Raw genomic sequence first — 25,338 nt, 5'->3', positions numbered from 1 at the left:
CAAAATAATTATTCTCTTTTTAGTTTTACTTTTTATCTTCACTGAAATCCAGATAATTCAAATTGAATCCGCCTTTCTCAAAGACCACTTTTATTTTATTTGTCCCGGCGTTTAATGTAATTCCTGATAATAAAATTGTTTTCCATTTGTCATTTCCTCCGGTTGCAGGAAGTACAATTTCTTCTGATTTTACGCCATTTTCTGTTTCCAGATAAAGTTTCCCTTCCGCATTTTCATTTGAATAACGAATTGCCACCTTGTATTTTTTTTGTTTAAGAACATTGGCCGTAAATTGAAGCCATTCTCCATCTTCAATAAAAGAAACCTGATAACCATTTGATCCGGCATCTTTGCAAGGTGAAATATCAACACCGTCATTTCGCATTGCATTTCCTCTGTTCCAATCTACAGGAATATTTGTATCTACTCTGTAATTAATGAAATCTTTATCTGAATAAGCAATTCCATTTGTTCCCAGATCATATTCTGTAGCTGCAATTTTTCCAGGAATTACATGCTTTTTGTATGGTTTTGTTTCATTTGTCTGTACTTGGCGGAACATGGCATCAATAACATCCGGTTTAACCGTTACATTTTCCATTTTGTAATTATCGGCTATTTTCATCAATGCTTTTTTCGCAAAATCGGGAGTTGGTTTATTACCTCCATCTTTCCAATATTTCAATAAAACATCATATTCCGGATTTTTAGTAACAGATGTAACGCCAGCAATGTTTTCAATCTTTTTCATTGGCCAAAAAGCCCAGCCAATATTATTGCTTTCTACCAAAGATAATGCTTCTTTAAACCAAACATTTGAATTTTCTCCACTTTCTCCAAGCCAAATCGGAACGTTATATTGTGTTCTGTAATCCATCATTTTCTGAATGGATTCTTTCGTGTTGAAATTCCAATATTTATGAAAACTTAACACCATATTTTCATCCCATAAAGGGAAAATTCCGTTGTAATTATTTCCCCAGCAATTTCCTTCAATTACAATGATGTGATTGGTGTCAACTTCTCTTATCGCTTTGGTAACTGCTACTAATAATTCTCTTAATGGACCATTTGAATTTTCGTCACAACCATTTTTATTAGTTCCTGTAAAATTCCAATTTGGTTCATTAATAATATCGTAAGCTCCAATCCAGGAATTATCTCTGTAACGTGCAGCGAGTTTTTTCCATAAAGCAATCATTTTTTTCTTATTGGCTTCGCTTTCCCAAAGTGATGGTTTAGTAGTATCGTAATCTGAAATTGCCGCATCATTTCCTTGTCCTCCCGGAGCCGCATGTAAATCTAGAATTAGGTACATTTTGTTTTCGGCACACCATTTCAGCAAATTATCTGTCATCGTGAAACCTTCCTCGATCCAACTAATTTCGCCATTTTTTTCTTCCTGAATTGATGACGTGTACAAATTATAATGCATTGGAAGACGAATTGAATTGAAGCCCCAAGCGGCCAGTGAATCTATATCACGTTTTGTAATTCCGTTTGCTTTGTAAGCGGCATAAAATTCTTTAGTTCCTTTTTCTCCAATCAAATCCTGAATCCTTTGTTTGATTTGATATTGCGGACTTGCAAAAGGCTGTGTTTGTATCATATAGCCTTCCTGAACCATCCATCCGCCAAGACCTAAGCCTCGCAGAATAACATTATTACCGTTGGCATCAACAATCTTTTGCCCTTCTCTGTGCAGAAATCCTTGTCCAAAAGCTGTAATCGAGAACAAAAACTGTATGACAATAACTATTTTTTTCATCATTTAATTATTTAAAAAATTAAATATCAAGACAACATCCTGAAATTTAGATGCACTTTACTTTAGTGAAAAATCTTTTTTAAGATTCCCTATTTGAATGGTAAAAGTTCCTGGTTCAGCAATCCATTTTAAGTCCTGATTTACAAATTGCAGGTCTTTTTGATTTAAAGTGAATTTTACTGTTTTTGTTTCGTTTGGCTCTAAACTGATTTTTTCGAATCTTTTCAACACTTTAAATTCCGGAGTAATACTGGCTACATTATCTGTTAAGTACAACAAAACGGCTTCTTTTCCTGCTTTAAATCCTGAATTTGAAACTTCAACAGAAACATTTACTTCCTCAGAAGTAGTAATTTCAGATTTGTTGATTTTTAAATTCGAATAAGTAAAAGTTGTATATGACAATCCTGTTCCAAACTCAAATTGAGGCGAATAACTTTTTTCATATTTTGCATCGTCATTCTGTTCTCCTTCAGAAATACTTTCCGTATATTTTCTGTTGTACTTTTCAAGAGAATTTGGATATTTTGGATAATTGTAAGGCAACCTTCCACTTGGATTTACATCACCGTATAAAATATCTACTAAAGCACGAGCACCTTCATTTCCTGGAAGGTAACACTGAACTACAGCATTCATTTTGTTTTCAAAATCACTTATCAGTCTTGGTCTTCCTTCGTTTAAAACTAAAACAATAGGTTTATTTAATTTGGCTAGAGCCAAAGCCAATTTGATTTGCGAACTGCTTAAATACAAATTACTGATGTCTCCCGGCGTTTCTGTATAATTTTTTTCGCCTAAACACAAAACAATTTTAGATGCGGTTTTTGCCAGTTCTACTGCTTTTTGAATTTCAGCTTCATCCTCTTTTTCAAGATCAGCTCCTTGTGCATATAACACATTTTCTTTCCCTAATTTATTCTGAAAAGCTTCTAGAATTGTAGATTTTTCAGCTGCATAAGTATCTGAATTTTCGCCTTGCCAGGTATAAGACCATCCTCCGTTAAGATACTTCATACTATTTGAAGTTGGTCCTGTAACCAATATTTTTTCCGTTTTACTTAAAGGCAAAACCGAAGCTTCGTTTTTCAATAAGGTTATTGATTCTGCAGCTGCGTTGTAAGCTTCCTGAATATGTTCGGCTGATCCAAATTTTGGATAGTCTTTTAAATTTGCTACCGAATTTTCGAATAAATTCAATTCAAATTTCATTCTCAAAATTCTTGTAACAGCATCATCAATTCTGGACATTGGAACTTCTCCTTTTTTAACCAAATCTACTAAGTCAGTATAAAAAGTAAAATCTTCCGGTACCATACTCATATCGATTCCTGCCATAATTGCAATACGAACGGCATCACGATTCGACTCGGCAACTTTATGTCTGGTGTACAAATAAATTATATCCTTCCAGTCTGTAACTACGACACCCTGAAAATTAAGTTCTTTTTTCAGAATATCAGTAATCAATTGTTTGCTGGCATGAACTGGTGTTCCGTTGATTTCACCAGAACTTACCATAACACTTTTGGCTCCGGCATTGATTGCTGCCTGATAAATCGTCAAATCATATTGTCTTAAAATACGCTCCGGAATAATACTTGGCGTTCTGTCTTTTCCTGTAGTTGTACTTCCATAGCCAATGTAATGCTTCATACAGGCTGCAACACTGTATTTTGAGCCTACATTATTTCCCTGATAACCACTAACTAATGCGACTCCCATTTGTGAGGACAAATAAGCATCTTCTCCAAAAGATTCCCACATTCTCGACCAGGCCGGATTTCTTGGAAAATCCAAATCTGGTGAAAAAACCCATGGAATAGATGAAGCTCTGGTTTCATAGGCTGAAATTTCGGCTCCACGTTTTACCAAAGAAGGATTAAACGTTGCTGCCAAACCAATTTGCTGCGGAAACAAAGTAGCTCCGGCTGTATAACTTGCGCCATGAATAGCATCTATACCATATAAAATCGGAATTTTAAGTCTGGTTTTATTTGCTTCAGTGGAAATTGCAGTTTGAGTTTCCTGCCATCTTTTTAATGTTGGAGCTCCCGGATTTGGAACATTTAAAATGGATCCGATATGATAATCCTGGATTCCCTGCTTTAATTTTGCAGCATCAAAATATCCCGGTTTTGCACGATCTTCAAATATCGTAACCGTTATTTGTGTCATCTGACCTACTTTTTCTTCAATGGTCATTTTAGACAACAATTCTGAAACCTTAGCGTCTATATTGACCGATTTGTTTTTAGAATCCTGACTCCATGTTACTCCAAAAATTAAAAAAGTGAAGATTAATAACTTTTTATTTTTCATTATATATTTTTTTTAGCATTTCTTCATCCAAATTCTAATACAAGAGTCTGAATGATAATCAATGTCATCTGTTTTTCTATCTTTTTATTTTATGAACATTAAAACCAATTCCGATTAAATTCAGAAAAAAGCCGCCGTACAAAATAACATTACGGTCGTAAAAGCTGGGGAGACTTTGCGAACTATAAAGCTAATTTCCCGCCGGCAATTTCAATGCTTTTATAACTTTTTAATACACTAAAGTCTGAATGGCGTGCGCTGGAATTTTAGCCACTGTTTTTTGAGTACCAACAATCAAATTATAAGTTATTTCATTGTCCGAATTATTCATTACTACAGTTGCCATTTTTCCATCTGCATTTAAAAATGAAGTACTTTGCAAATAACTTCTACTTACTGAAGTACTAACACGAACAGCATTCAGACGAATGAATTTTGAAAAGTGACCAATGTAATAAAACGACGGTGTATAGATTAATTCGCCTGTTGTCGTATCTGCATGAATTGGAGCAAAACAAAAATTGCCAACATGATTCGGTCCGCCAAATTGATCCAAAAGAATATTCCAGTCGGTCCAGGCAACGGTTCCGTTGTTAAAATCATTTATCATTGATGTTCCGTATCGTTCGGCATTTGCCCAAAATTGATATTTTGCAGCATCAAATTTTTCTACACATCCTTCAGTAAACATTAATTTCTTATCCGGATACGCTTCATGAACTCGTGCCACGTTTTCAAACATTGGTTGTCCTCCAGCCCAGGTTTCATACCAGTGAAAACCCATTCCCCAAACATATTTTGATGCTTCGGGATCAGAGAAAATAACATTAGCTCTCTGCACCATTAAATCACGATTGTGATCCCATGCTATAATTTTTATTCTGCCAAGACCCTCTTTTTTGAGCGTTGGCCCGAGATAATTTTTCAAATAATCTCTTTCTTCTTCTGCCGTGTACAAACAAGATTCCCATGTTTGTGTTGCCATTGGTTCATTTTGCACTGAAGTTCCCCAAATTGGAATACCTTCTTTTTCATAGGCTTTAATGAACTTTACATAAAAATTAGCCCATGGCCGATAAAACTCAGGTAACAATTTTCCTCCTTTAAGAACACTTTTATTACTTTTCATAAAAGCATTTGGAGACCAAGGTGTTGCATAAGTTAGTAATTTTCCGCCTGCTGTTTTGATGGCCTGCTTAATTAACGGAATACGATATTGCCTGTCGTGTTCAATCGAAAAAGTTTTTAGATCCTTATCACCTTCTTCTATATAAGAATAACTTCCACTGCTAAAATCAGAACTCTGAATAGTAGTTCTTAATAATGTGTAGCCAATTCCCTTTTGCTGATCGTAATATGCATCTAAAAATTCTGCTTGTTTTTCTTTAGAAAGGTTTGCAAAAATTTCGGCACTGGCATCTGTTATCGCTCCTCCAATTCCCATGAAAGTTTGGAATTTTTTTAATGGCTCAACAAAAACAGAAATTTCAGTTTCAACTGGCTGCTGCGAAGCTGTAAATGATAAATTATCTGTTGGAGTTAATCTTAATTTTGTATTATCAGCAGTCGTATAAACTGTGATTTGCTTATTATTTGTGGTAAATACTTTCGATTGTTTGGGGCTTTTCTGCTGCGAAAAAGCAGCCACAGAAAAACATAAACAAGTAATTATAAAGCCATTTTTTTTCATTGTATATGCTTTAAATCATTAAAACTTTTTAGCAATAATTGATTAAGAATAGCTCATAGTCCAATAGAAGATGAGCTATTCTGAAAACCAAACTTAACTTAAACTAAACATGAGTTGTATTCGTCTTTTTGTGTCCGAATACGAAATTTTCTTCTTTTACAGATTGTGAATTGATGGGTTTATTTAGCAAATTTCAATTTCCATTAAGGAATACTTTTTCCTAAAAAAAAGGAATGAAATCTTTTCTGGCTGGTAAAAAATAGCCCATAATAAATTATGGGCTATCCAGACAATATAAACTTAACTTAAACTAACCATAGTTTAAATCTTCTATACACTCCACCGTTTTTCTGATGTGGAGTGTAAAACACTTTCGATGTCGAAAAGAAAGTTTTAAATCTTGAATTTTCTAAAAAATTATTCTTATGGTTGCGGTTTGTAAACAAAAGTCCAACCTGTACCTTTATCTTTAAGACTACGAGGAGTATACAATACCATCTTATCTGCAGTTAACGAAACGATATCATAAGTTTGATCATTGTTACCAGCCTCAGCTCCAAGAATCTTAGAATCGAAAATGATTAATTTCTTATTCGCAAGATCCAATTTGTAAGTTCCTGACAATGCTTCACCTGCCGCCGTAGCATAATACTTATAATTACGGGCTCCGTCTAAATCAAAATGCATTTTTCCGGCTACATCTACCGGTGGACAACATTCACCTCCGGCATTCCACCAGGCTGTCAAGGCGCTATTGACATCATCTGGCGGAGACATAAACCACCATTTTCCGCCATCTCCTCCAACACCATCAAAAACCCAGGTTTTACCCGCCACAGCATCCGGGCCAAGTAAAGCACCCCATTCTGGTGGAGCTTCATGATCTAATGTCGTAATAGTCACCGGAACTGATTTTTCAAAAAATTCAGCACCTACTGTTCCTCTATATGTAAAATTAAATGTTCCTGTAACTGGCATTACAAACGTATGAGTATCCGTTAATGCCACATCCATAATATAATCCCAATAACCGGTAACACCAGGAGTCAACATTTCAAGCTTAATTTCATTACCGCCTGGAGTTGTATTTGTCGCTTTTAGCTCGACATTCTCAACAGAAGTACTGTTTGATAAATGCTGCTCATCTACAATTGGGTCACAAGCTGTCGTAACAAGCATAAGTGACGCCATTAGAAGATATATTATTTTATTAATTTTCATGTTTTTCAATTTAATAGTTATTACTTCTACCAACCTGGATTTTGTTTATACATATTATTAGATAATCTAATTTCTGTTTCAGGAATTGAAACCAATCCTTTAGTTTCCGGTCTGTATTTCGCAGTGTAATTTGCACTTGTTCCTGAATTATTAACCTGGAAAGTGTCATTGAATGATGCTTCAACATCTCCCCAACGAAGAATATCAAACCAGTGTAGTCCTTCGAATGCAAATTCGTGTAAACGCTCTTCTTTGATGTTCTCTAAAGAATATGCTTTTGGAGGCAAATTACCAGCTCTTCTTCTTACTTCATTCATTCCATCAGCTGTTTGAGTGATTTCTGAATGCATTAATAATACATCTGCATAACGCATATAAATAAAGTCTTGAGCGTGCATCAATTGCATATCCGGATTAGACCAATTGTATATTTGTACAAACATACCTACATTACTTCCTCCTTTATCATATTGTAGAGAAGTATATTTTTTGTCAAATAATCCAGTTTCATGATCTCCCTTACTTGCAGCATAACTTCCTGTACCTTGTTCAGGTTTACCAACCTCAAGTACAGAACCTCTTTTTCTTGTATCAGCATCATCCCAACCGCTAAACAATTTAGGATTTACTGTACACCAACCCCATCCTTCTCCAAATGGAGCTAATGAATTACCACGCAAACCATTAAATAAACAATATCTGTTTGTGTAAATATTTCCAGTACCATTACTCCAGTTCCAGTCACCAAAAGAAAATCTTTGAACAAACATTGTTTCGTAATTTCCTGTTCCAAAAGTTGGACTAACACCGTCCTGACCAACCCAAGATAATTTTTCAGTTTCTGCCCATGGTAATACTGTTTTTCCAGCTGCTATATTTACATAAGAATAAGGCCAAAGGTTTCTAAAATCAGTAGCTAATTTATGTCCACTTTTTGAAATACAGTCACTTAGATAAGCTCCCACTTGTGTTGCATTTAATTTACCTCCGTCAACTAATGGAAGTTCAGTTGTTGCTTGTTTCTCAATATTAGTCATATATCCTGTATAATATAAGAATACACGTCCCATATAAGCTTCAGCTACCCATTTATTAGCATGACCATATCTTGATGTTGGTATACTCGGGAATGGTGTTGCCGGCATTGTTTCGATAGCTAATTTTAAATCAGATGCGATTTGCGCATAAACTTCTGTAATAGTAGCTCTGTCAGCAGTTTTAGGATCATCTACTCTTACAATTAATGGAACTCCTCCAAAGAATTTGACCATTCTAAAGTAGAAAAATGCTCTCATAAACAATGCTTCTCCAATTGCCTGATTTTTATATTGAGTAGCTTCTTCAATAGTTTTAAAATAAGGTTTAAAATCAGCTAATGGCACTTTTTCAATAATTGCATTTGCTCTCGCAATTCCGTTATAAGACTGTACCCATAAGTCACGGAAAGTATCTTCATTTGGATCTTCAAAATTGTCAACCCATTTAGCACCTTTATCATCGGGACCACCACCACCAAGCATCATATTATCCATAAGGTTGGCAGAAATCTGTTCTTCGCTAAAAATACCATTTGTGTAAATTGCATTATAAACCCCGGCCATAGCCTCATCGATATCAGTCGGTGTTTTATAGTACGATTCCAAACTTTTTTCTCCTAAATTTTCTGTATCCAGAACATCAGAGCAACTTGAGACTGCAAAAATTGCGGAAATTGCTATAAGATATTTTATTTTTTTCATTGTGATTGTATTTATATTAAAAATCAGCACTTAATCCAAACATTACTGTTCTTGCCTGTGGATATAAACCTAAGTCTACTCCTGACGCCCATGCATAGTTAGTATTATCTCCTCCAAAGCGAACCTCAGGATCCATACCATCATACTTAGTAAATGTGTATAAGTTGTTTACTGCAACATACATTTTCAGGTTAGAGATAAATGTAAATTGTTTAAAGATCTCGTTAAAGTTATATCCTAGTGTTAAATTGTTGATTCTCAAATAATCTGCATTATGCATAAAAATATCTGAAATCTCACTTGTGTTTCTATTTGATACAGAACTTAATCTAGGCATTTTGTTTGAAGTGCCTTCTCCGTGCCAACGATCAAAAACATCAGAAGTATAATTTTGCATTGGGCTATCAGAGAAAGATCTGTAAGATTGCATAACCTGCATTCCGTATTTACCAGCCATTGTTGTATTCAAATACACATTTTTATATTCAAAATTCAATTGAATACCCAATTGGAAATCAGGATTTGGATCACCTAAGAATCCTTTATCTTTTTCATCAATGATACCATCGTTATTTTGATCTACAAAACGTACATCTCCAGGACGTGAATCTGAAAAATACGGCTGACCGCTTGGTCCAACGTATTCGTCAACTTCTTTTTGGTTTTGCAAAATACCAGCTGTTTTATAGCCATAAAAATATCCGATTGGCTGTCCTACCTGCGCTCTGTAAATTTCTCCAGTTCCTTGTGATAGTAAGTTTGATAATCCGTGGATTATTCCATCTCCATTATCAATTCTTGTAACTTTGTTTTTGTTTTTTGATCCACTAAGAGTAATACCGTATTTGAAATCTCCAATTTGATCTTTCCAGCTTACAGAAAGCTCAATACCACTATTCTCAATATCTCCACCATTAATGTATGGTGCTCCAGCTCCAAATGTTCCTAAAATTGCAGGTCTTACTAACCAGTCTTTAGTCATTTTTTTGTACCAGTCAAAAGTGATCGCCATTTTTGAATTAAACAAACTTGCATCAAATCCAAAATCTAACTGTTCTGAAGTTTCCCATTTAATGTCTGGATTAGTAACTCTCGCAGGATATGAAGTCTGACCAGAAACTGGTTTTGTATCTCCAAAAAAGTATCCAGGGAAAGCATAAAATATAGAAGATGAATACTGGAAATTAGGGATATCCTGATTACCATTTTGTCCCCAGCTACCTCTTAATTTTAAAGAGTTAAGTACATTAGAAGTACTAGCCATGAAATCTTCTTTTGTAATTACCCAACCTGCTGATACAGAAGGAAAATAACCCCATCTGTTATCTTTAGCAAAGTTTGAAGATCCATCCGCACGCATTGTAGCAGACAATAAATATTTCTCTTTATAATCATACTGTGCTCTAGCCATATAAGACATGATAGCGCCTCCACCAGCAGCATAATCAAAACCAGTTGCGTTAATATCAGCAATTGACTTTGGGCCAGCTGTATTGTTCAAATAAGCATAGTCAGGATTTCCCGGAAACAGTAATCCATTTCTTGATCCGTAAACATTTGTATTAAGTTGGTTTTGAATTAACTCCGTACCAATTAAAGCTGTTACATTATGATTACCAAAACTTTTATTGTAAGCAAGTGTATTAGTCCATGTCGTATTTGCTCCCTGATATTGGCTTTGAGAAGCGCCATCAATTGGATCATCGTAAAGTCTTCCTAATCTAACTATTGGATTCATAGATCTGTTATGTCCAAACCAAGAATCAACTCCAAATACAGATCTAAATTTTAAATTTAAAACTGGTTCAATTTCAACAAAAGCACTAGCATTTATCTTATTATCTTTTGGATAATTATAGTTACTTCTGTAAAACATAACCGCTAAAGGATTATTTTGATTTGCAGAAATACCATCTAAAGTTGGAGTATATCCAAATTGATTAATATTCATGTCTATCGCTGGCTGCCAATAAGCAGGCTGAAGTGGGTTTTGCGTTAGCGCATTATGCAAGTCATTTCCATAAATGTTACCATTTGATACTCCTCTATTCTCAGAATTTGTATAAGTAAAATTTTCTCCAACAGTAATGATGTTATGACGATCATTCTTTTTCAAAACCATTTGAGTGTTAATTCTTGCTGTCAATCTTTTATATCCGGCATCTATAATGTTTCCACCAATGATACCATCTTGGTCAAAATAAGAGAATCCCATAGAATAAATGATGTCTTCACTTCCACCTGTAATATTAATTGCATGACTTACAACAGGCGCATTCTTTTTGCTCATTTCATTTACCCAATTCGTTCCTTGGTCACCTTTTTGTAATTTATTCCAGATTTCAGTTCCTAATTGTGTTCCTGCTCCAGGAAAATTACGCTCTAGCCAATCATTACCATTTACAAGAATATTTTGCCAGTCATAAGGTGCTTTACCATCATTAATCATTCCTTCATCCATGATGTACATATATTCCTGAGCATTTAAAGGATCAAGGTTTTTATATGTATTCTGAACTCCAAAATAAGTATCATAGCTAATCTTTGCTGGTCTACCTTTACGTCCTTTTACTGTTGTTACCAAAACAACACCATTTGCAGCACGTGAACCGTAAATTGCAGCAGATGCAGCATCCTTTAGAACATCAATAGATTCAATATCTGATGGATTTAAATAATCAATATCTCCTACAGATATACCATCTACAATGTATAACGGATTTGAATTTCCAATTGTTCCTAAACCACGAATGGTAACTTTAGTACCAGCTCCCGGCGAACCGTTATTTCTTGTGATACTAATACCCGGAGCAATACCTTGAAGTGCTTCCATTGCAGATCCTGTATTCAACTCCTGAAGTGTTTCTCCTTTAAAGTTAGAAGCGGCTCCTGTAATCAAACCTTTCTTTTGAGTACCGTATCCAACAACTACAACTTCATTTAATGTCTGCGAAGCTGCTTTAAGTACAATGTTCAGTTTAGTTCTGCCGCTTACGGCTTCAGTAACTGTGTTAAATCCTACGAAACTAATGGTTAGTGTTCCATTGGATGGAACGTTGATCTGGAATTTCCCATCAAAATCAGAAGCAGTAGCTTTATTAGTTCCTTTTACTAAAACTGTTGCCCCTGGGACGGGTAATCCACTTTCATCATTAATGGTTCCGTTTACCGTAACGTCCTGTGCCATTGCGATAACAGAAAACAACAATGACGAAACACAAAAAATAAGTAATTTTGTCAATTTCATTTTTCTAAAAATTTTGGTTAATTAATTAGTAATTTGATGCAATTATAATGTTAAATTTTAATACACAGCAATAAAAATTCTTTACAAAAACACATCATATTAAAATTTCATACCAAACAAAAACACTACAAATAAATCATAACTAATTAAAAATCAAAATTTTACTATCGTTATTATTTTGTTATAATTATGTTAATTAAAAAAAACGTATATTACATTACTCTAACAAGCCAATTAAGGGCATAATTTAGAAATAATCCAATAAAAAGTTTTTTTATCAAACTATAAATCAATAATTAAAACAGATTATAAAATAATTTTAATAAAAATACATTTAAAATTTTATGAAATCCACAATATCACTTTTAAGCCTATTATTGCTAATTTTCATACAAAGTTTAGGGTACGCACAAGTAAAAAACATTGGAATTCCCGACATCAAAAACTATAAAAGATCGGAATATAAAGGAGGAACTCAAAACTGGAGTATTGATCAGGATAAAAACGGTTATATCTACTTCGCTAACAATAGTGGCCTCATTCAATTTGACGGTTTAAACTGGCACAAATATTCTCTTCCAAATAAATCTGAAATACGAAGTGTAAAAATCGATCAATCGGGAAGAATATATATCGGAGGGAATAATGAGTTTGGCTACTTTCAAACGAATGAAAAAGGAATCTTAGAGTATCACTCTTTATCTAATTCATTAAGCAAAAAAGACAAACAAAATATAAACCTGATATGGCGCATTCATATTTTTAATGATGAAGTTATTTTTCAGTCTTTTACCAAAGTATTTTTTCTAAAAAACAAAAAACTAACCACTTTAAATGCGCCACATAAATTTCAGTTTTCATTTCTAGTCAATAAACGTCTTTATTTTCAGGACAAAACACTAGGATTACTGGAATACAAACATCAAAAATTAACTGTACTAAAAGGAACAACCGTATTTAATGACAAAGAAATCTGGTCTGTTTTTCCGCTTCCAGGCAATAAATTACTCTATGCTACTTTAGAAAAAGGTCTTTTTATCTCCGAAAATGGAATAATAAAACCTTGGCAAACAGAAGCAAATGATTTCATTAGAAAAAACACCTCACTGGGAGGATCAATAATCAAAAACAAATTTATAGTACTAAATTCAGTACTTGATGGTGCCGTGATCTGCGATTTAAACGGAAAAATAATCCAGCATATGAACAGGCAAAAAGGCCTACAAAACAACACTATTTTATCTTCTTTTATTGACAATAAAAACAACATTTGGCTCGGACTTGATAATGGTATAACTTTTATAAACGAAAACTCTCCGTTTTCTTTCTTTGACTACAGTTATAACATAGGAACTGTATACGCTTCGCTTGCTTATAATGGCAATTTATATGTTGCGACAAATCAGGGGCTATTTTACCATCCGTGGACAAAACCATTTCAAGACAGTCCTTTTAAGAGAGTCGAAGGAACTATTTCGCAAGTATGGAATATTCAGGCATTAAATGGTGTTCTTATTTGTGCTAGTAATAGTGGAGCTTTGATCATTGAAAACAATAGAGTTTCAAAGATTCTGGATACGAAAGGATATTTCGGATTCAAAAAGATTCCAAATCGTGAAAATTATATTATTGGAGAAAGTTACAATGGCTTTTCTATCTTTAAAAAATCCAGTACGGGCTATGACTTTCTTCATCCAGTAAAAGGATTTGATGAAACAACCAATAACTTTTCTGTTGAAATAGATGATAATTATGTGTGGCTAACAAAAAATCCGCTTCTGTATCAGGCAAAATTATCAAGTGATTTGAAAAGCTTTGAATTCATAAAAAAACACAGTGTTATATCCAAAAAGTACAAAGGAATAAACAGTCTTCAAAGCATCAATAATAAAGTTTATTTTCAAACGCAAAATCATTTCTTCAGATATTCACCTGAACAGGAATCCTTTTTTGAAGACCAAAATATTACTAAATTATTTAAAGGAATTCCAACCATAAACACCTTGATTGAGGATTCATATGGAAATCTATGGTATTCCTTTAATGAATCGCTGGGTGTATTAAATAAAAACAAAAACGGAACTTTTACAAAAAAACAAGCTATATTTTCCAATCTGTCCGGCAACTTGGTAAACAATTATATCTCTGTGAATACTATAGACTCAGAAAATATTTTTATTGGTTTAACAGATCGTTTGACACATTATAATTCTGCCGCTTCAAACACTTTTATAACTAAACCAAAAGCTTTTATTGAAAGTTTCACTTTTCCGGGAGACACCATTTTGACAGGAAATATAGCCACTAATTCAAACTCCTATACGCTTCCGTACAAATCAAACCGCGTTAAATTCACATTTGCATCGCCTACATATGAAAATCAGGAAAACGTAATGTATTCATACAAATTGGAACCATTCGAAGAAAACTGGCGGGCCTGGTCAACAACAGCTGTAAAAGAATACACTAATTTAAGAGAAGGCAGCTATGTAATGAAAATTAAAGCCAAGAACAGTTACGGAATAGAATCTAACATAAGTCAGGTCGAATTTACCGTATCACCACCATGGTACAGACATATTCTTGCTTATTTGATTTACCTAGTTCTGATTTTTCTTGGAACCTATATAATCTCTGTACGAATTAAAATGAAAATTAGAAAAAACAGATATTACGAAACGATTGAGCAAAGAAGATTATATCTTGAAAAAGAGTCCAAAATTAGACATGAGCAACATGAACTGGAAAAAGAAATTGAAAAACTTAAAAGCGATAAGCTACAAATAAAAATCCTTGCAAAGGACAAAGAATTGGTAAATAACTCGCTCCAGGTTGTAAAGAAAAATAAAGTTCTGAATGGAATTATTAATAAACTTAAAGATATTGATACCAATATACTAGACGACTCTACGAAATCAGAATTTACCAAACTTCATAAAAGTATTGTTAAAGAGGTAAACACGGATAAGAGTTGGAAAGATCTGGAAAAACACATCAAGAATGTACATTTCGAGTTCTTAAAAAGATTAAAAAGCCAATACCCTACAATTTCACCACGAGAACTCGATTTATCGACTTATTTGTTAATGAATATGTCAACAAAAGAAATCGCTGAAATTATGAATATTTCAACTGGCGGTGTAGAATTGGCCAGATATCGATTAAGAAAAAAACTTGGCTTAAACAAAAAAGAAAACCTAACGGGCTTTTTAATGAGCATTTAAAAAAAATGGCATTTGAAAATTTCAAATGCCATTTTTTTATGAGATATATTCCAACGTTCGCTCTAAAGCCATTCCTCTGGAACCTTTTATCAGAATGGTATTATCTTGAAATTTTTTAGTTTTAAGATAAGAAGCAAAATCTTCAAATGTTTCAAAAAAGGCAATATTAGAATTAGAAACTTTATTTTCATAAAAATATTTTCCTATCAAATAACAAACCGATTCATTTTGATTCACTAAGGTATCAACTATAAGTTTATGCTCTTGTTTGCTTTCGTTTCCAAGTTCAAACATATCACCCAAAATCATAATTTTGTTTTCATTCTCTAGCTGAATGAAGTTTGCAATAGCAACTGCCATACTGCTTGGATTAGCATTGTACGCATCAAGAATAATTTGATTTGAACCTTTTTTCAACAATTGTGACCTGTTGTTTTCAGGTATATAATTTTCAATAGCCTCTTTTATAGCCTTTTCGTCAACATTAAAATACTTACCAATAGAAACAGCAGCATTTATATTGTTTGCATTATAAAGGCCTATTAAATGCGATTCTACATTAAAATTTATATAATCAATAACAACAAAAGGATTAGCACTGATGTTTTTAATTTCAAGGTCGGCATTGGCATTATTCAAGCCAAAAGTAAACTTTTTAATACCAGTTGACTTCTCAACCTGAATTGAATCTTCCAAATTAACAAACACTAGCTTATCATTCTTCGAAAGATATTGATACATCTCACTTTTACCTTCTATAACACCCTGAACTCCTCCAAAACCTTCTAAATGCGCTTTTCCGAAATTAGTAATATAACCATAATCAGGCTGGGCTATTTCGCATAGAAACTCAATTTCTTTTTTATGATTTGCCCCCATTTCTACAATTCCAATTTCAGTTTCCTTATTAAAAGATAACAATGTCAGAGGAACACCAATATGATTATTCAAATTTCCGATAGTCGCTTTTGTTTTATATTTCTTAGATAAAACAACATTTATTAACTCTTTGGTTGTTGTTTTTCCATTACTGCCAGTTAGCGCAACAATTGGCAATTTTAAATAATTGCGATGAAATTTTGCCAATTCTTGTAATGTTTCCAAACTATTTTCAACCAAAACAGTTCTCTCATCTATGAAGTAAGTTGGATTATCAATCACAACAAAAAATGCACCGAGTTTTAATGCCTCATCGGCAAAAGTGTTAGCATCAAAATTTTCACCTTTGATAGCAAAAAACATAGAATCTTTTTCAATTTTTCGGGTATCAATTGAAAGTGATTTACATTGTAAAAATAAATTATGAATGTCCTGAATATTCATTTATAAAGCTTTTTAATAGATCATAAAAGTAGAAAAAAAACAATAAAAAAATTCCAAATTCCTTACTGAATATTCAGCTTTAGAATTTGGAATTTTTATTATTAGAATTTCTAAATCTTAGTTTCTAGGTGATTTTCTTTTTTCAGATTTTGAACCTACACGAGACATCGCACATCTGAAACCAATATAATCAGTTGCCATATCCTGAGGAAAATATCTTCTTTGAGCTGGATCTAACCAATACGCTCTATCTCTCCAAGAACCTCCTTTGTAAACTCTAACTTTATCATTGATTAAAGTAGTACGTTTACTAGAGTTGTCATATTTTCTGATCATTTTTCCTAAACTGTCAGTTGTAACATTGTGTTTAGGAGAGTTGTACATTGCCTGATCTGCCTTAGGACCTGACTCTGAATCACCAAAATCAAAATATCTTGAAGATTGTTTATCACCATCTCTATAGTTGATATTGTCGCTAGTGCTGAAGTTTTGTCTCAAGTACGTTTCTTGTTCATCAACAGGAACCTGAGCGATTTCTCCAGGAAGGTTTCTTGCGATGATTTTACCATTACTTAAAGTATCGTATTTGATATTAGCAGTAGAAACGATTTCGATTTTACCATCTTTACCAATTTTATTCTTAGCATATTGATTTCCTCTATAGTAGTTGAAGTCATTCGCTTCGTTATCAATAATAGGTCTGTAAACATCGGCAACCCATTCTGCAACGTTACCAGCCATATCGTATAATCCGAAATCATTTGGTGCATAACTTTTCACAGAGTTTGTGATATCAGCTCCATCATCAGACCAACCTGCAATTCCACCGTAATCACCGTTTCCTTGTTTAAAGTTAGCCAATTGATCTCCTTTGTTTTTACGTTTTGATGAACGTGTATAATCTCCAGACCAAGGGTATTTCTTTTGACCTTTGTAAATGTTATATTCTCTTTGTCCAACATCTGCTGCAGCTGCATATTCCCATTCTGCTTCAGTTGGAAGTCTGTACTCAGGTAAAATTACACCTGAAGAACGTTGTGCATAAACATTTTTTTCGTCCGGAACTACACCGTCTTTTCCTGCTTTAGGTCTTCTTCCACTAGGATTTTTCTTTAATACTAATTCTTCATTTCCACCATAAGTTGAAGATGGAGAAGCCACATAAGTTTCAGTGTTAAATAAACTTTCTGCACTTACATCTTGTGTTTTAGCACCTTTTTTAAGATATCCATTCTTTTCTAAAACTGCTTCGTTTACACGGTCAGTTCTCCATTTACTAAACTCAACTGCTTGAATCCAGTTAACGCCAACTACTGGATAGTTAGCATAAGATGGGTGTCTTAAATAGTTATTGGTCATCGTTTCGTTGTATCCTAAACGATTTCTCCAAACAAGAGTATCTGGCGATGCTCCTTCGTAAATATTTTTATAATTCTCTTCTGTTGGAGGGAAAACTTTTTTCAACCACTCTAGGTATTCTAAGTACATACCATTCGTAACTTCGGTTTCATCCATGTAGAATGACTGAACGTGTTGTTGAGTTGGTGTGTTATTCCAATCGTGCATAACATCATCCTGTACTTTACCCATAGTAAACGTACCTCCTTCAACAAAAACCAAACCAGGACCTGCCTGTTGTTTTTTTCCTGCATTCCTGGCAGCAGTTCCATTCTGACTATCTACATCCCATCCTGTCGCTCGAGAAGCGTGAGAGGAACTCGATTTTTTGCTACAACTAGCCGTGCCCAACATCAATACCATTGACATCATTAATTGCAAGGCTACAATTTTGTTTACTTTCATACTCATTCTTAGGTGATAAATTTAGGTGTTGCAATATAATAATTAACATTTAATTAGCAACATCTGTTCTAATAATTTTATTTAGCTGTTTTTTACAGAAAAATAACCTATAGTTACGAACGCAAAAATATACTTTTTATTATTTACTATAACATGAAATACTATATTTTTACTTACTAAAATATTTTGTAAATAATTTCGTTTTCCTGATCTATGAAACAAAACTTAATCTTATATCTTTTTTTACTCCCAATCCTTTCGTTTTCACAGATAAACGGGAGCTTTACGATAGATTGGCATGCTAAAAAAGAAATGAGTTTTGGCGAATTCAAAACAACAATTCCGTACTTTTCAGGAAACAGTTTCCGATACGATATTACTAAAAAAAACATAACACTACTCCTTTTTCTAAACGAATCAGGTTATTCAAACAATACTTCAATTAAGATTTCCAATATCGTTTACGAATCCGTTTCAAGTAACGATCTAGGCGATTTAGCTGGAGAAAACATTGCAGAAAAACCAAATGAAACGTTAAAAATAGCTACATCAAGAGGCAAGAAAGAACTTTTTCTATCGCTTTCACCTATAATTAAGGAAGGAAATAGTTTTAAACGTATTCGATCATTTTCATATTCCTCAGCAGAAAACACAGCCAAAAACACCAACACTTTTTCTACTCAAAAAAATAATAGTATTTCCAATTCTGTACTGGCAACTGGTGACTGGTATCGTTTCTACGTAGAGAAATCAGGCGTTTATAAACTCTCAAAATCTTTTTTGCAAAGCTTAGGATTTGATACAAATATCGATCCCAGAAGAATTAAAATATATGGAAACGGAGGAAAAATGCTACCACTGAGCAATAGTACTTTTTATCCTGATGATTTAACTGAAAATGCAATTCAGATTATTGGCGAAAGCGATGGCGTTTTCAACAATGAAGATTACATTCTTTTTTATGCTGAAGGCGTCGAAAACTGGAACAACGAAAGCCTTACCAACATTAATATATTTAGCTCAAAATCATACTATTACATTACAATCGTAGGAAGCGACGGAAAACGTATTTCAAACATTGCACAACCTTCAGGAAACAGCACATTAGAACTAAACACGTTTGATGACTATCAGTATCATGAAATCGACCAGACGAATATCGCACATTTGGGACGTCAATGGTTTGGTGAATCTTTTGACGTTAATCAGGAACAGGAATTCGCATTTAATTTTCTAAATTTAGAAACAACTGTTCCCGTAAAAATAGAGCTTGTTGCCGCTTCAGCAGCTTTCACTCCAACCTCATTTGCAGTAAGTGCCAACGGACAAAATATTGGAAATATCAATTTCAGCGCATTAACTCCTAGCGCCGAAATTAAGTTTAATACTGGAAAATTGCCTGTAAACACAACGTTTAACGGTTCAGACAATATAACAATTAAACTAAATTACAACAACAACGGTGTACCAGGATCAAAAGGATATCTTGATTATATTAATATTACCGCCAAAAGGAAATTACTTGGCATCGGAAAGCAATTCAAGTTTCAATATGATTTAGCCGGAGCTACATCCGGAATTGCCAATTATACCATTAGCAACGCAGCTGGTATTTCCCAAATTTGGGATATCACAGACCTATATAATGTATCCAAAATTGACAATCCAAAACAGACAACATTTAGCTTTAAAGCCACATTAGGTGAAATCAGAAAATACATCGCTGTTGATGAGTCTGATTATCTCAGTCCACTAAAAGACAATCAATCAAAAGTAGCCAATCAAAATTTAAAAGGAACTCTTTTTAAAAATGCGCAGAATAATTTTCAGGATATTGATTATGTTATTATCACACCAAAATCATTATCCTCGCAAGCTGAAAAATTAGCCACTTTTCATCGTACTTATTCCAATCTGAATGTAAAAGTAATTGCTTTAGAAAATATCTATCAGGAATTTTCTTCCGGCAAACAAGATATTTCTGCCATCAGAAACTGCATTAAATATATTTACGAAAATGCCTCTTCAACTGACAAGAGATTAAAATACGTGAATTTATTTGGAGATGCTTCTTTTGACTACAAAGACAGAATCTCCAACAACACCAACATTGTACCTATATATCATTCTTTAGTAAGCAATACTATAGGCGAAGCTGCATTTGCTTCTGACGATTTTTACGGCTTAATGGACCCTGACGAAGGAAACATAACCAACTTTTTTGGAGGTATTGATATTGCTGTAGGCAGAATGCTAGTTTCAGACAATGCTCAAGCCAGTGAAATGGTAAACAAAGTAGTAGAATATCACGACACTAAATCCTACGGAAACTGGAGAAACAATCTTGTATTAATAAGCGATGATTCCGACCAAAGCTCGGATGCTTCGCTTCAGTCTCGACAAAATGCTTTAGCTGACTTAATAGCTACTCAAAAACCATTTTTCAATATTGATAAAATCATTTTAGACTCGTATATTCAGGAAGCTTCTGCCGGAGGATCCAGATACCCAAAAGCCAGAACAGACCTGTTTAATGCTTTCGAGAAAGGCGCTTTGGTTTTTAATTATCTGGGACATGGCGGCGAGGATGGATTGGCAAGCGAACGAATCTGGGAAAAATCAGATGGCCAGAATTTAAACAATCAGTACAAATACCCTTTATTTATTACCATTACCTGCGAATTCTCCAGATTTGACGATCCAACAAGACCCACTGCAGGTGAATATACATTTTGGAATCCAAAAGGCGGCGCTATTTCAATGTTAACGACAATTCGCGCTATCGGACAGTTTAATGCCGAAAATTTCAACGATAACCTTAGCAAAAATTTATTTTCATACAGCTCGAATCAATATACTTCTATAGCAGAGGCGCTTCGAATTTCAAAAAACGAAAACCCAAGCTCGTCCAGCAATGTCGTTTTTTACATTGGAGATCCCGCTTTGATGCTGGCAATTCCAAAACCACGAATCGTTTTAACAAAAGTAAACGACATTGATGTTTCTCAGCCAATTCCTGACTTAAAATCACTTTCAAAAATCAAAATATCAGGTGAGATTACCGATGAAAACAATACTCTTTTAAACAATTACAACGGAGAATTAGCTACTGCTATTTTCGATAAATTGATTACGTCTTCGACATTAAACAATGACGGATATAGCCCTGCAATGTCATTTAAAACCTTAGGAGAGACTATTTTCAGAGGAAATGCATCTGTTACAAATGGTCAATTCGAATTCAGCTTTGTTGTACCAAGAGATATTCGCGTTCCGGTTGACTACGGCCGCATTAGTTTTTATTCCAAAAAAAATAACACCCTAGAAAACCAATCCGGCTTTAATACTGCCATTAAAATAGGCGGCATAAATGAAAATGCACCACAGGACAATATTAGTCCAAAAGTGAAGTTATATATGAACGATGAAACGTTTGTTTCAGGCGGTATCACAAACGAATCACCATTTCTTTTAGCATTTCTGGAAGATGAAAACGGAATAAACACCGCTAGCGGAATTGGTCACGACATTATAGCGATTTTAGATGGAGATGTAAGCAATCCTTATATATTAAACGATTATTATCAAACCAAATTAGACGATTATACAAATGGAAATTTACGCTTTCCGCTTAGAGATTTAAAACCGGGATTACACACTATAAGCTTCACCGCATGGGACGTTTACAACAATCCCGTTACAAGTGAAATACAATTTATAGTTGTCGGCGACGAATCATTGACTTTGACACACGTTCTTAATTATCCTAATCCATTTTCAACTTACACGCAATTTTGGTTTTCACATAACAGACCCTACGAGCCGCTTGAAGTTCAAGTACAAGTGATGACCATTACAGGAAAAGTAGTTTGGACCAAAAACCAAATTATTACTACAGAAGGCTTTTTATCAAGAGAAATAACATGGGACGGCAGGGATGATTTTGGAGATCGGATAGGAAAAGGAGTTTACATTTATAAACTAACTGTCAAGTCGAATTTAACAAATAAAAAAGCAGAAAAATTCGAAAAGCTTGTCATTTTATAATAATATCTATATTTGCACCTTAAATACCATTATCCCCATAAATGAAAAAAATAGCACTTTTAGTAATTTGTCTTTTAGCAATTTCATACACAAACGCGCAAGATCGAATTATTAGCACTGGAGTACCTTTTTTATTAGTCGCTGCTGACGCAAGAGCTGCCGGTTTGGCAGATCAGGGTGTTGCAACTTCATCTGACGTTTTCTCTCAACAATGGAATCCGGCGAAATATGCGTTCGCTTTAGACAAACAAGGATTATCTATCAGTTACACTCCGTATTTAACAGACTTAGCAAATGATATTTCACTTGGTCAATTAACTTATTACAACCGAATCAATGAAAAAAGTGCTTTTGCCGGAAGTTTTCGTTATTTTGGTTTTGGAGATATTGAGCTAAGAAAAGACCCTAACGATACACCTAATATTGTATCTCCAAATGAATTTGCTTTGGACGGATCTTATTCTTTGAAATTAAGTGAAACCTTTTCTATGGCTGTAGCCGGAAGATACATTCGTTCTAATTTAAAAGTAGCTTCAGAAGAAGTTGATGCAACAGCAGCAAAATCATTTGCGGTTGATGTTGCCGGATTTTATCAATCCGAGGAAATTGCCTATAATGATTTTAACGGAAGATGGAGAGCAGGTTTTAATGTTCAGAATTTAGGACCAAAAATCAGTTATGACAATGACGATATCAGTTCAAACTTTTTACCAGCCAATTTACGAATTGGAGGTGGCTTTGACTTTATTTTAGACGATTATAACAAATTTGCCGTTAGTGTAGAATTTACAAAACTATTAGTACCAACTCCTCCGGGACCTGGAACACCGGTAGATGTAAACGGCGATGGCGATTTTACAGATCCGGAAGACATTACACAACAAGAAGCAAACACTATCAGCTACAACAAATACCATGATATAGGTTGGGTTGAAGGAATTGCCAAATCATTCACAGATGCGCCTGACGGATTTAGCGAAGAACTAAAAGAAGTGACTTATAGTATTGCAGGTGAATATATGTATCAGGATTCCTTCGCTTTTAGAGCAGGATATTATCATCAAAGCCCTGAAAAAGGTGCGGTTCAATTCTTCTCTCTAGGAGCTGGTTTCAAATACAATATCGTAAAAGTGGACGTTTCGTATCTGTTCTCAACTTCAAAAGTTAAAAATCCGTTAGAAAATACACTTCGTTTCTCTTTAACGTTTAACTTTGGAGACAAATACGAAGAATACTAAGCGATTCAAATAAAAACATAACAATCCAAATTTCTAAACTTAGGAATTTGGATTTTTTTTCCCATAAAAACAATGAAAGAAATCAATATTACAACTTCATTTTTAGTTTACAACAGCTTGGAAGAACTTTCAGAAGAAATTCAGGACTTAATGAATCAAGCTATCGAAATTAGAAAAAAAGCATACGCACCTTATTCGCAGTTTAAAGTTGGTGCTGCATTGCTACTTGATAATGGAAAAATAGTTTTAGGATCAAATCAGGAAAATGCGGCATATCCGTCAGGATTATGCGCTGAGCGCGTTGCAATTTTTCATGCTGGAAGTGTTTATCCAGATGCTAAAATCATAAAAATGGCCATTACAGCTGCTTCAGAGACCAACCAAACCACTGCTCCTATTCCTCCTTGTGGTTCGTGCCGTCAATCGATTGCAGAATACGAAATCAAACAAGACACCCCTATAGAAATCTATTTTATGGGCGAAATAGGCGAAGTTTACAAATCAGCATCCCTAAAAAATTTACTTCCTTTTATGTTTGACAAAAAGTTCTTGTAAAAAAAAGCCAAAAAGTACCTTTTAAATTTTACTTCTTAATAGGAATGTCTTATTTTTGCATCCCGACCTTTCGGGCGCAAATTTGTGGGAGGAAACTATTTTGCGTTATAGGCAACAATTGATAACACAAACAAACTTTAGCAAAAGAAAGAATTCAGATGAAAGAAGTTACAAAAGAAGTATATTTAAAGTGGTACGAAGACATGCTACTTTGGAGAAAGTTTGAAGACAAACTTGCAGCGTTATACATTCAACAAAAAGTTAGAGGTTTTTTACACCTATATAATGGTCAAGAAGCTGTATTAGCAGGTGCATTGCACGCTATGGACTTGACTAAAGACAAAATGATTACTGCTTACAGAAACCACGTACAGCCAATTGGTATGGGCGTTGATCCAAGAAACGTAATGGCTGAGCTTTTAGGAAAAGCAACAGGAACTTCTAAAGGTATGGGAGGTTCTATGCATATTTTCTCTAAAGAACACCGTTTTTACGGAGGACACGGAATCGTAGGAGGTCAAATTCCTGTGGGAGCTGGTTTAGCTTTCGCTGATAAATATTTCAACACTGGTGGTGTTACCATGACTTACTTTGGTGATGGTGCTGCTAGACAAGGTTCTTTACACGAAGCTTTTAACATGGCTATGTTATGGAAACTTCCAGTTGTATTTATCGTTGAAAACAACGGTTATGCAATGGGAACTTCTGTAGAAAGAACTGCAAACCACACTGATATCTGGAAATTAGGTTTAGGTTATGAAATGCCTTGTGGACCTGTTGACGGAATGAACCCCGTAAAAGTTGCTGAAGCAATGCACGAAGCGATCGAAAGAGCGCGTCGCGGAGACGGACCAACTTTCCTAGAAATGAAAACGTACCGTTACAGAGGACACTCTATGTCTGATGCACAATTATACCGTTCTAAAGAAGAGGTTGAAGAGTACAAAAAAATTGACCCAATTACACAAGTTCTTGATGTAATCTTGGATCAAAAATATGCTACAGAAGAAGAAATTGAAGTTATTGACCAAAGAGTTAAAGACTTAGTTGAAGAATGTCAAAAATTCGCTGAAGAATCTCCATATCCAGACTTACAGCAATTATACGATGTAGTATACGCACAAGAAGACTATCCATTTACACCTCATAAACTATAACATC

At 34.3% G+C, this 25,338-nt stretch carries 13 protein-coding genes; 5 read left to right on the top strand and 8 right to left on the bottom strand.

Annotation, left to right across the window (positions count from 1 at the left end; translation table 11 throughout):
• Positions 1 to 25: 25 nt before the first annotated feature.
• From BD847_RS10735 to BD847_RS10710, 6 genes are all read right to left on the bottom strand, one after another.
• On the bottom strand, positions 26 to 1,771 hold the full coding sequence (locus tag BD847_RS10735) for a cellulase family glycosylhydrolase (protein ID WP_317125302.1): 1,746 nt from the start codon (positions 1,769 to 1,771) through the stop codon (positions 26 to 28).
• Between the two features lie 54 nt (positions 1,772 to 1,825).
• The gene (locus tag BD847_RS10730; protein ID WP_115888243.1) at positions 1,826 to 4,090 is read right to left on the bottom strand and encodes a glycoside hydrolase family 3 N-terminal domain-containing protein; all 2,265 of its coding nucleotides are present in this window, start codon (positions 4,088 to 4,090) and stop codon (positions 1,826 to 1,828) included.
• Between the two features lie 229 nt (positions 4,091 to 4,319).
• On the bottom strand, positions 4,320 to 5,780 hold the full coding sequence (locus BD847_RS10725; RefSeq protein ID WP_115888242.1) for a glycoside hydrolase family 30 protein: 1,461 nt from the start codon (positions 5,778 to 5,780) through the stop codon (positions 4,320 to 4,322).
• A gap of 423 nt (positions 5,781 to 6,203) precedes the next feature.
• Complete coding sequence (locus BD847_RS10720) at positions 6,204 to 7,001, bottom strand: hypothetical protein (protein WP_115888241.1); 798 nt, start codon at positions 6,999 to 7,001, stop codon at positions 6,204 to 6,206.
• 26 nt (positions 7,002 to 7,027) lie between these two features.
• The gene (locus BD847_RS10715; protein ID WP_115888240.1) at positions 7,028 to 8,740 is read right to left on the bottom strand and encodes a RagB/SusD family nutrient uptake outer membrane protein; all 1,713 of its coding nucleotides are present in this window, start codon (positions 8,738 to 8,740) and stop codon (positions 7,028 to 7,030) included.
• A gap of 16 nt (positions 8,741 to 8,756) precedes the next feature.
• A complete protein-coding gene (locus BD847_RS10710) occupies positions 8,757 to 11,987 on the bottom strand; it encodes a SusC/RagA family TonB-linked outer membrane protein (protein ID WP_115888239.1) in 3,231 nt (1,076 codons plus the stop codon).
• 344 nt (positions 11,988 to 12,331) lie between these two features.
• Here BD847_RS10710 and BD847_RS10705 point away from each other — a divergent pair, with 344 nt between their 5' ends.
• Complete coding sequence (locus BD847_RS10705; protein WP_115888238.1) at positions 12,332 to 15,211, top strand: helix-turn-helix and ligand-binding sensor domain-containing protein; 2,880 nt, start codon at positions 12,332 to 12,334, stop codon at positions 15,209 to 15,211.
• A gap of 36 nt (positions 15,212 to 15,247) precedes the next feature.
• Here the strand turns inward: BD847_RS10705 and BD847_RS10700 are convergent, their stop codons facing one another.
• Both BD847_RS10700 and gldJ read right to left on the bottom strand, forming a co-directional pair.
• Entirely contained in the window at positions 15,248 to 16,534 is a 1,287-nt protein-coding gene (locus tag BD847_RS10700; RefSeq protein WP_115888237.1) for a UDP-N-acetylmuramoyl-tripeptide--D-alanyl-D-alanine ligase, read from the bottom strand.
• 117 nt (positions 16,535 to 16,651) lie between these two features.
• The gene (gene gldJ, locus BD847_RS10695; protein ID WP_115888236.1) at positions 16,652 to 18,337 is read right to left on the bottom strand and encodes a gliding motility lipoprotein GldJ; all 1,686 of its coding nucleotides are present in this window, start codon (positions 18,335 to 18,337) and stop codon (positions 16,652 to 16,654) included.
• A gap of 213 nt (positions 18,338 to 18,550) precedes the next feature.
• Here gldJ and porU point away from each other — a divergent pair, with 213 nt between their 5' ends.
• The 4 genes from porU (at position 18,551) to pdhA (ending at position 25,334) form a co-directional block, all read left to right on the top strand.
• Positions 18,551 to 22,384, top strand: a complete 3,834-nt coding sequence (gene porU / locus BD847_RS10690; RefSeq protein WP_115888235.1) for a type IX secretion system sortase PorU — start codon at positions 18,551 to 18,553, stop codon at positions 22,382 to 22,384.
• 41 nt (positions 22,385 to 22,425) lie between these two features.
• Positions 22,426 to 23,622: a type IX secretion system outer membrane channel protein PorV gene (gene porV / locus BD847_RS10685; RefSeq protein WP_115888234.1), complete on the top strand. Its 1,197-nt coding sequence runs from the start codon at positions 22,426 to 22,428 to the stop codon at positions 23,620 to 23,622.
• 72 nt (positions 23,623 to 23,694) lie between these two features.
• Positions 23,695 to 24,177 (top strand): cytidine deaminase, encoded by a 483-nt coding sequence (cdd, locus tag BD847_RS10680; protein ID WP_115888233.1) that lies wholly within the window; start codon positions 23,695 to 23,697, stop codon positions 24,175 to 24,177.
• A 158-nt stretch (positions 24,178 to 24,335) separates the two neighbouring features.
• Positions 24,336 to 25,334, top strand: coding sequence for a pyruvate dehydrogenase (acetyl-transferring) E1 component subunit alpha (gene pdhA, locus BD847_RS10675; RefSeq protein ID WP_035645485.1), 999 nt, complete (start codon positions 24,336 to 24,338; stop codon positions 25,332 to 25,334).
• The last annotated feature ends 4 nt before the right edge of the window (positions 25,335 to 25,338 follow it).

The organism is Flavobacterium cutihirudinis, assembly GCF_003385895.1.
Taxonomy (GTDB): Bacteria; Bacteroidota; Bacteroidia; order Flavobacteriales; family Flavobacteriaceae; genus Flavobacterium; species Flavobacterium cutihirudinis.
The sequence above is the reverse complement of the archived record's forward strand: the minus strand, read 5'-3'. Positions and strand labels throughout refer to the sequence as shown.